We start from the raw sequence: 8,651 nt of genomic DNA, 5'->3' as shown, positions 1-8,651 counted from the left end.
TGCATCGCGGGGGTTGCCCGGGTCGGCGGGTGACCCCGCAGGGCGGATGGGCGCGGTGTCGGGGTGGGCGTCGTGCGCGTAGGGCTGGGGCGACGGGGGTTGTGAGCATCGGCCCTCCCGGGCCGCACTGCTCCGTTCCCCAGGAGTGCCGCACTCCCGCTTCGCCGGCGATGTCACGGAGCAGGCGGAGATCCGCCCTCGTATCGCGCCCGCACCGCCTGCGGAGGGCGCCTTCCGCCCCGAGCGGCGCCGAACCCGCCCCCACCCCGCCGCTCCCTACGACGACGGAGGGTCAAAACTCGCGGCAACCCACCCGCCAGACCCGGGCAAATCGCCCACGGGGATCGACTTTCGCCCCACGGCGCGCACCCGCGGGCCAGCCGGCGCCGTAACCGCCCTCTGGAGCGTTGGGTATGCCCCTCGCCGTGACAAACTTGCGGCAACCCGCCCACGAATCCAGGGCAAATCGCCCATCGGGACCGACTTTTGCTCACCTACGCGCATTCGACCGCACCCGAGCACCAGCACCCCGACGCCGCACCCCGTAGCCCGGCTCCGCCCCCGTAGCCCGGCCGCGTCCCGCGACGTGGTGCAGGCCACGCGCACCCCGAGCGCGGCTGTCCCGAGACCGAACACCGGCTTCACCCTGTGCCGCTGCCCGCGGTAGAAGCGCCGGCACGCTCGCGGGCGAGTCCAGCGGGGGGCCACGATCCGCGGAGTCATCGTGCCGGGTCCGCTACACCACCCCGCGGGACGCCACCAGGCGACGCATGCCATCCCCAGGAGGTATGCCGGAAAGCGCACACTTCCGTAAGGCTCTGTGCATGACGGAGACGACTTACTCAATCGTGGAAGCCCGCGCCCGGCTGGGTGCCATCGCACGTGGGGTCAGCGTCACCCGCGAGCCGGTCGCCATCACCGATCACGGGCAGACGGTCGCGATACTGATGAGCCCCGCCGATGCTCTGGAGCTCCAGGAACTGCGTGCCCTGGCCGCCTACCGCGCGCGACAGGCCCGGGGTGAGGACGCCGGCGTACCGCACGATGTGGCGTACCGCCAGGTGTTCGGCGGGCACGGGCGTGAGGTACGAGGTCATCTCGGAGCCTGAGGCCCTCACCCAGGCAGAACAACTGGCCAAAGACGACCCAGCCGGGGTGCGCCTGGTTTTCGCCGCAACTGATCCGGCCCAGGCTGCGTATCCAGCTCAGCAATGACGAAGATCCCGCCGATCACGAGGATCGGCGGGATCTCGTCAACCGTTCCCCGGCCGGGTTCAGCCGGTCAAACGTCGAACCTGCCGCGCCGCACATCGGCGACGAACGAGGCGAACGCCTCCGGGGTGAACAGCAGCGCAGGGCCATCCGGGTCCTTGGAGTCCCGCACGGCGACGCCGCGGTGGACGGTCCCGGTCAGGTCGGCGGCCTCGACACAGTTGAGGCCGTTGTCGCTGTAGGAAGACTTGAACCAGTCAGCAACACCGGCGAGGACAGATGCGTTCAGGGTACGCATGTGTTCGCTCATTCTGTGACCTCTCGTGATAGTCGGTGCAGGAAGTTCGGGGTGTCCTCCGGAGGCAGCGCAGATCGCGACAGCGCCTCGAACTGCCTGGAGAACCTCCCGACTTCCCGGCGCTTGTCAGAGATGGACGACGTGCCGAAAGCCGTGTCCACCTGGACCGTCGTCGGCAACGTATCGCCGAGGAGCAGGATGCTGAAGTCGTGTACGAACAAATGACCTCGCATGCTCTGCGGCAGCACCTGCACGGTGACGTTGTCGAGCCCCCCGAGCCTGCCAATCTCGTCGTACTGCTCACGCATCACGTCGCTATCGCCGACGACGTGGCGGAGTGCTGGTTCGTACAGGATCGCCCAGAGCCTCAGCGGGTCCTCGCCCCGGGTCAGAGCATCCTTCCGCCTCATCCGCACCCGCACGCTCTCATCGACGAACTCACTCGTGGTCTCGTCCGTCACCTTGGCGCTCTCGTGCCGCGTGCGCGCGTACGCCTCTGTCTGCAACAGCCCAAGGACAATGGTCGGGTGGTATCCCCGGATCTCATGGGCCGCCGCCTCAATCCCCAGGAACCGCGGCATACCTGCGCTCATGCTCGCGACACTCGGCGTCCACCACTCCCGACTGGCGGCATCCCGCTGGGTGGCGACCAGGCGTTCGACCTCCTCCTCGTCGGTGACGCCGTACCGGTCGAGGAGCTTGCGCAGGTCGCCCGCGCTCCGCAGGTCCTGCAGTCCGGTCTCGACCCGCTGCAGCTTGGTGTCGCTGAACGACATCCCCTGCACGGCCTCTTCGATGCTGAGTCGAGCGGCCTTCCGTAGCTCGCGCAGTTCATGGCCGAGCGCGATCCGGCGTGCTGTTGGTCTGTGGGGGGCTGCCATGTGCCTGCCTTTCTGGCGCAACTGCCTGCGCTTTTCGGCGATTTGCTCAGCATGGCACGCCAACCGCACCCTGCACCACCAGATTCATCCGTATTGGCATGTGCCATTTCGTTTTGAGCGGGTGACCCGGTACGCATTCTCTTGCCTGTTCGATTAATTCGGCGCCACGGTGATGACAAGCCTGAGACCGGAGGCGTTAGCCGATGACCACCACCACGAGCCCCACCGGGCACCCGAGATACACCCGAACATTGCCCCGCGCCGCCGAGAGCGCGAAGGCTGCCCGCGGGCTGATCTGCGCGGCACTTGCCGCATGGGCCATAGACGAACTCGCGGACGACGCGGCGCTGGTCGTCTCGGAACTGGTCGGCAACGCCGTTGAGCACACCGCCTGCCACCTGATCAAGGTCACGGTCACGCGCACCGGCCGGGAAACCGTACGCGTGGCCGTGGTGGACAAGTCCCGTACGAATCCGGCCCACCAGACACCGGCCGACGATGAGGTCGGAGGCCGCGGACTGCTCGTCGTGGATGCGCTCACCACCCGCTGGGGAACCGATCCGCTGAGCTTCGGCAAGCGGGTCTGGGGCGACCTCACCCGCGAGGCCGCACGGTAACCGCGCGCAGCGGATGCCGGTGGAATTTCACCGCGGCTGGCCGACGGCCAGCCATCAATGAAATTCCACTTGCCTCAAGAGGCAATAGGGGCTGGAAATCGAGGGTGGCCCAACGGCGAGGATCTTAGATAGCGTCTTGTCACTCGCCATCTTCGTCGCCAGGAGTTGATCGTGACCCGCCGCCCTGCCCCCACCACCACGACGGCCGCTACCGGCGCCGAGCCTGTTGCCTCGAACGGGAGACACGCGCCAGGACAGGCGGGGTCTGCCGGATCCCGGCTCAAGACGTCCACGGGTGCACTCGCGCTCGCAGGGCTGCTTCTCCTCACCGCCTGCGGCGGCAGCGACGACGACAGCGGCGGCGGCAGCGACGACAAGATCACTGGATCGAAGCCGTCGTCCACGCCTTCTGAGTCACCGACAGACGCAGCAGCTCCGGGCCGACCGGAGATCACGCTGCCGGCTGACGCCAAGAACGTCTTCGAGGACACCGAGACCGGCGACCCGAAGAAGGACGCTGTCCTCGCTGACAACGCCGAGCGGATCAACTCGATCGACGATGCCATCTTCCAGGGCAAAGAGGAGACCGAGGCGCTCAGGTTCTACAGCAGCGGAGTAGCACTGACATCTGCTGCAGAGTTCGTCAGGGGATGGGTTGAAGTAGGCGACACATGGGTGGGTGTGACCCGGTACTTTGATCGCGAAGTAACGTTCAGAGAAGATGGCGCCGCGGCAGTGCTCTATTGCGCCGATGAGAGCGAAGCATTCGTGAAGGACGGCAAAACCGGGGAAGTTGACCGCTCGCCTGCCACGAAGAACGCCTACGTGTTCTATAACACACGACTTGAGAAGAATAGCGACGGAGTCTGGCAGACCGTCAACGTGCTGTCAGAGAGAGGGGCACAGCAATGCCAGCCATGAAGCGACGAATCGGCGCGTTAGCCATTTCCTCAACATTCGTTGCGTTACCCCTCTTACCAGGTCAGGCCCATGCCGAGAAGGGCAAGCACAACACTGAGTCATCGGTCAAGCAGGAGGCCGATTCCAAGAACGGTCAGATATCCGCAGCGGCTGGCGCCGAGGTGACCTACACGCACTCAGATGGTAGCGGCCAGGAGGGGAAAAGTTCGCTGACCCCGACTGGTGATTGGTCACCTCCCGCATGCTGGTATGCACCGAAATGGACAGCGGAAGAGGCCGCGCAGACTCGACTCGATGGCATGGTCGATATGAGCCCGCAGCACGACGCCTTAAACGCAGAGTCGGTGAAGGACAAGTACGTAAACGGAAAGCACGGAGCCTTCAACGTCAAGAAGAACGACGAGGGTTACTGGTGGGGCTCCTACAAGAACCCTGCCCGAGGCAATGATCCAGCCGCCGCAGATTGCGGAGAGATGCCGTTCTGGGTCGACACCGGTGACGAACCCCCGGCCGACATCCCGAACACCATCACCCCCGAGGTCCTGGCCCAACTCGCCTACGACGAAATCCGCGTCCCCGAGGGCACCGCGACCCTCCAGCCCACCGACGACAAGCAGGTCGTGAACCTGCCCACCTGGGTCTCCCTGGACGAAGCGACGTTCCACCCGGTGTCGGCAACCGCCTCCGTCGAAGTCCTCGGCATCACGGCCACCACCACCGCCCGCCCCACCAGCGTCCGCATCGACCCCGGCACCGACGACGCACTCACCTACCCCGAGTCAGGCGAGTGCCCCCCGGCGGAGGGTGGCGGCATCGGCCAGAAGCGGCTCGCGGGGGCCGAGGGCCCACCGCCGTGCGGAGTGGAGTACCTGCACTCCACCGACGCCACCGGACCGTACCCCTTCCAGGCCACCGTCACCTGGGCGGTCAGTTGGACCGGGACCAACCACCCCGACCCCACCGACTTACCGTCGGGGACATTCGGCACCCCGCAAGACGTCACCGTCAACGAGATCCAGTCCGTCGTCCGCTAACGGACCCACACACCCTTCTCGACCCAACCGCACACGACACAACCGCACACGACACAGCGGCCGGACCAGGCCGCGGGAGGACACCCGTGGGTGACTTATACGTCGATGGCGACATGCTCGATCGTGTCCGGCACGACCTGCTGCACATCGTGAAGGTGCTGAAGAAGCCCGGCGAGGAGATGGAACAGCTCGACGGCTCGGACATGGGGGTGGAAAAGCTCGCCTCGCGGATGGACGACTTCGGTGACGAGTGGTCCTACGGCATCAAGCAGCTCACCAAGTTTTCCGACAGAGCCGCCGAGGCGCTGCTTGAGATCAAGAAGTCCTTCGCCGGCCTGGACGACGACCTCGCCAACTCGCTCCGCGACGTCCGCACCGTCAAGGGGGCGAAGTCCGCATGAGCCTTTGGGAGAACCAGCTCGGCCCCGGCTTCACGGAGGAAGCCAAGGCCCGCTTCCCAGCGCTCGGGTTCGACCCGTGCCCTGGCGACCAGCGTGCCGCCGAATACGTCGCCGGGGTCGTCCGCCGTGCGGCCCGCTCGCTGGACGAGATATCTCAGGTGCTCAACGGCCGCGGTGACGGCGAGTGGCGCGGCAAGGCTGCCGACGAGTTCCGCCGGCAGTTCAACGACGACTTCCGCCCGAAGATCGACAAGGCCCGCGATTCTTTCCGCCAATCGGCGAGGGCGCTGGAGGACTGGGCCGGGTACATCAAGCCCAAGCAGGACGAGGCCCGTGAGCTTGAAGACCGGGCGGCGGACGCGAAGGGCCGGGCCGAGAACGCGAAGACCCACCTGGCGGGACTGCCTCCCGAGCCTAAATGGCACGACGTCCCCGTGAACGACCGGCAGGAGCGCGAGGCCAAGCAACAGGCGAAGGACCGCTCCAACGCGGAGACCGCCGTCAGCAACGCCGAGAGCGCCCTCGACGACATCCGAGACGAGGCCGAAAGGCTGGCCAGCCGCTACCGGTCCAAGGGCGAAGACATCGCCGACCGCCTACGACGAGCCATGGACATCGCCCCCAACGAACCGGGCCTGTTCGACAAGATCGGGGAAGCCATCGGCGCCGTCGTCGGCGAACTAGGCGAGCTGGCGGGCAACGCCCTGGCAGAACTCAAACAGTTCCTCAAGGAGCACGCCTGGGTCTTCAAGATGATCGGCGACATAGCTGGTACGTTAGGCGCGATCGTAGGACTGGCTTCTCTCATATTTCCCGGGCTAGCCCCTCTCGCCCTCGGCCTAGGAGCATTGGCGCTGACCAGCCACTATCTCATGGCTGTAGGAACGACGGGGAGCTTCAAGGCAGCACTTACAGACCAGACCGTTCTCATTTCCGCCGCAGGTCTGGCTTTCGGCGGCGGTGCCTTTGCGGCCGGTAAGGCGTTAACCAGAGTTGCCGGGACCGGAGCTACCGGGCTGTTCAGGACCGCGCTTGCCGGCCGGGCCGTAGGCGGCCAGGAATTCACTGCTTTGACCTTGCAATTCGCCGGAAATTGGTGGGGGAACGCGACGGCCCTAGCCCCGGGTGGAGGGGCGAAGAATACATACGAGACCATCAAGTGGGGACCGCCCAAGTTGATCGGCATGGAAGGAGGGAAGCTCCCCGATTTCCTTGACCCCGAAAAATCAAAGGAAGCGACCCGCCCCGACGAGTGAGCAAGTTCAAACCAAGCGATAAGACCCTCAGAAAAAATCCCTGTCAATCAGTTGTCTTCCGGCAAGAGGTCGATTGCATGGGCGTAAAGATGTACTGGCCGAGATGGCTCATCCGGCTTTCTCACCGCACTACACCCAGACGGTTCAATCTCGCGGTCACGCTCGCCGCAGTCATGGCGGGAGTAATGATCTCCGGCGTTCTAAGCTTGGGACAAATATCAGTCACGCTCGACGCATGGTGCCGATTCCTTGGCCTGATCGTGACAATCGCATTGTTCTGGTTTGTCGGCGTAGGCACCCTCGGGAAGGCTCCCATCCTAGGCACCTACCTCCTCGCGCTATGCGCGCTGGCGGTATGGGCCATATTCACAGAACAAGACCGGGTACTCAGCCAGCGAGGCGAGTGGACGACCGCCAAGGTTGTCTCTCGGGAAGACCACCCGAAAGGCTCCGACTGCACCTTGCTGTTCAAGGATGGAGTGAAGACTTCCGGACCCATGGGCGGCTGCCGCAATGCCGTACCCGGAGACACCATCCGGGTCTTCTACGACCCCCAGCACGACATCCGGCCAAGTCACAGTTCGCCTAATGTGATTCTCTGGCTCGGGCTATCGGCGGGCACCACGGCCATCATGGCGGCATGCACCTTTGTCGCGGCAAAGCGGGGACAGCGGCTGTACGCCCGACCGACTCCCTCTCCACTGCCTCCACAACCGCCGCTTCCACCGAATTACCCCTATGGGTCTCACGGAAACCCTCCAGGCCCCACCCCACGCTAAGGAGGCGCTCACTGGCAGCAGAAGTAATCGGCACACTGCACCCGGGTTAACCAGTTGTCTTCCGGCAAGGGGTCGGCTGCATGGGCCTGAAGATGTACTGGCCGAGATGGCTCATCCGGCTTTCCAAACGCACTACTGCCAGGCGATTCAACGTGGCGGCAACGCTCGCCACAGCTCTTGCAGGAGCAATGATCTCCGGCGTTCTAGCGCAATTATCGGTAACGCTCGACGCATGGTGCCGATTCCTTGGTCTGATCGTGGCAGCCGGTATGATCTGGTTCGTCGGCGTAGGTACTCCCCGGAGGTCTCTATTCGTAGGAACCTACTTCATCGCGCTAGGCATGCTGGTGATATGGGCCATGTTCACCGAGCAAGACCGGATGCTCAGCCAGCGAGGCGAGTGGACGACAGCCGAGGTCGTTTCTCGGGAAGACACCCCGAAAAACTCCTACTGCACGTTGCGGTTCAAGGATGGGGTTAAGACTTCCGGACCCATGGGCGGCTGCCGCAATGCCGTGCCCGGGGACGCCATCCGGGTCTTCTACGACCCCCAGCACGAGATTCCGCCAAGCCACAGTTCGCCTAAGGTCGTTCTCTGGCTCGGACTATCAGCAGGCTCGACAACCCTCATGGCGGCATGCACCTATGTCGCGGCAAAGCGAGGGCAGCAGCTCTATGCCCGACCGGCACCTCCCCCTCCACTGCCTCCTCCGCCGCCACCCTACCCGCCACCGCCGATTCCACCGATGTACCCCCATGGGCCTCACGGAAATTCTCCTGGCCCAGAACCACGCTAAGGAGGCGCTCACTTGTAGCAGCAATAATCGGCATACTCCACTCGGGTTACTCCTGTTCACGAAAAGGATCACGGAAATGACCGCTGCCCCCTCCGACAACAAAGCTGCAACACCTGACTCCGGTCCGCCGCTCGGGCATGTCAACTTCTTTGCTCCGTCGGATTGGTTTGACATTCTCGACAGTCCCACTCAGGTTTTCTCAGCGAAATGGGCTGTGGGAGGGGGAGTTGAGGTGGTGCCGTGGCGAGAGGGGTGACAGCCCCGGTGGCGGTCAGACGTAAAGCCCCTGGTAAGAACGGGTCTGCCAAGATCACGTTCATCGAACCAGAGGCTTCACGTTGGTCACCTATCCTGCCATGCTCGACATCCCGCGCCCGGTGGTGGACTACCTCGCCCGGCTGCTGGCCGCTCACCGCCGCCAGATCGGCACCCCGCGCAGGTCACGGGCGCTTGGC

Annotated in this window: 8 protein-coding genes; 6 read left to right on the top strand and 2 right to left on the bottom strand. The window is 64.7% G+C overall.

Annotated elements, in window-relative coordinates; translation table 11 throughout:
- The first annotated feature begins 770 nt into the window (after positions 1–770).
- Positions 771–1,109, top strand: coding sequence for a type II toxin-antitoxin system Phd/YefM family antitoxin (locus B124_RS36470; RefSeq protein WP_496507320.1), 339 nt, complete (start codon positions 771–773; stop codon positions 1,107–1,109).
- 173 nt (positions 1,110–1,282) lie between these two features.
- Here B124_RS36470 and B124_RS36465 read toward each other — a convergent pair whose 3' ends face one another.
- Entirely contained in the window at positions 1,283–1,510 is a 228-nt protein-coding gene (locus B124_RS36465; RefSeq protein ID WP_496507319.1) for a DUF397 domain-containing protein, read from the bottom strand.
- 8 nt (positions 1,511–1,518) lie between these two features.
- A complete protein-coding gene (locus B124_RS36460) occupies positions 1,519–2,391 on the bottom strand; it encodes a helix-turn-helix domain-containing protein (RefSeq protein ID WP_496507318.1) in 873 nt (290 codons plus the stop codon).
- 203 nt (positions 2,392–2,594) lie between these two features.
- Here B124_RS36460 and B124_RS36455 point away from each other — a divergent pair, with 203 nt between their 5' ends.
- From B124_RS36455 to B124_RS36435, 5 genes are all read left to right on the top strand, one after another.
- Complete coding sequence (locus B124_RS36455) at positions 2,595–3,008, top strand: ATP-binding protein (protein ID WP_496507317.1); 414 nt, start codon at positions 2,595–2,597, stop codon at positions 3,006–3,008.
- Positions 3,009–3,173: 165 nt separating this feature from the next.
- Entirely contained in the window at positions 3,174–3,929 is a 756-nt protein-coding gene (locus B124_RS36450; protein ID WP_496507316.1) for a hypothetical protein, read from the top strand.
- A gap of 299 nt (positions 3,930–4,228) precedes the next feature.
- Positions 4,229–4,963: a hypothetical protein gene (locus B124_RS36445; protein ID WP_496507315.1), complete on the top strand. Its 735-nt coding sequence runs from the start codon at positions 4,229–4,231 to the stop codon at positions 4,961–4,963.
- A gap of 86 nt (positions 4,964–5,049) precedes the next feature.
- Complete coding sequence (locus tag B124_RS36440; protein ID WP_496507314.1) at positions 5,050–5,364, top strand: hypothetical protein; 315 nt, start codon at positions 5,050–5,052, stop codon at positions 5,362–5,364.
- Positions 5,361–6,620, top strand: a complete 1,260-nt coding sequence (locus tag B124_RS36435; RefSeq protein ID WP_496507313.1) for a putative T7SS-secreted protein — start codon at positions 5,361–5,363, stop codon at positions 6,618–6,620. The genes B124_RS36440 and B124_RS36435 overlap by 4 nt, the downstream gene beginning before the upstream one ends.
- Positions 6,621–8,651 lie beyond the last annotated feature (2,031 nt).

This window comes from Streptomyces sp. CNP082 (genome assembly GCF_059570535.1).
Note: the sequence above shows the minus strand (reverse complement) of the source record. Positions and strands in the feature narration are given on the sequence as shown.

Coding starts and splice junctions, on each gene's coding strand:
- B124_RS36470 (WP_496507320.1), top strand. CDS start 771: ATGCCATCCCCAGGAGGTATGCCGGAAAGCGCACACTTCCGTAAGGCT.
- B124_RS36465 (WP_496507319.1), bottom strand. CDS start 1,510: ATGCGTACCCTGAACGCATCTGTCCTCGCCGGTGTTGCTGACTGGTTC.
- B124_RS36460 (WP_496507318.1), bottom strand. CDS start 2,391: ATGGCAGCCCCCCACAGACCAACAGCACGCCGGATCGCGCTCGGCCAT.
- B124_RS36455 (WP_496507317.1), top strand. CDS start 2,595: ATGACCACCACCACGAGCCCCACCGGGCACCCGAGATACACCCGAACA.
- B124_RS36445 (WP_496507315.1), top strand. CDS start 4,229: ATGGTCGATATGAGCCCGCAGCACGACGCCTTAAACGCAGAGTCGGTG.
- B124_RS36435 (WP_496507313.1), top strand. CDS start 5,361: ATGAGCCTTTGGGAGAACCAGCTCGGCCCCGGCTTCACGGAGGAAGCC.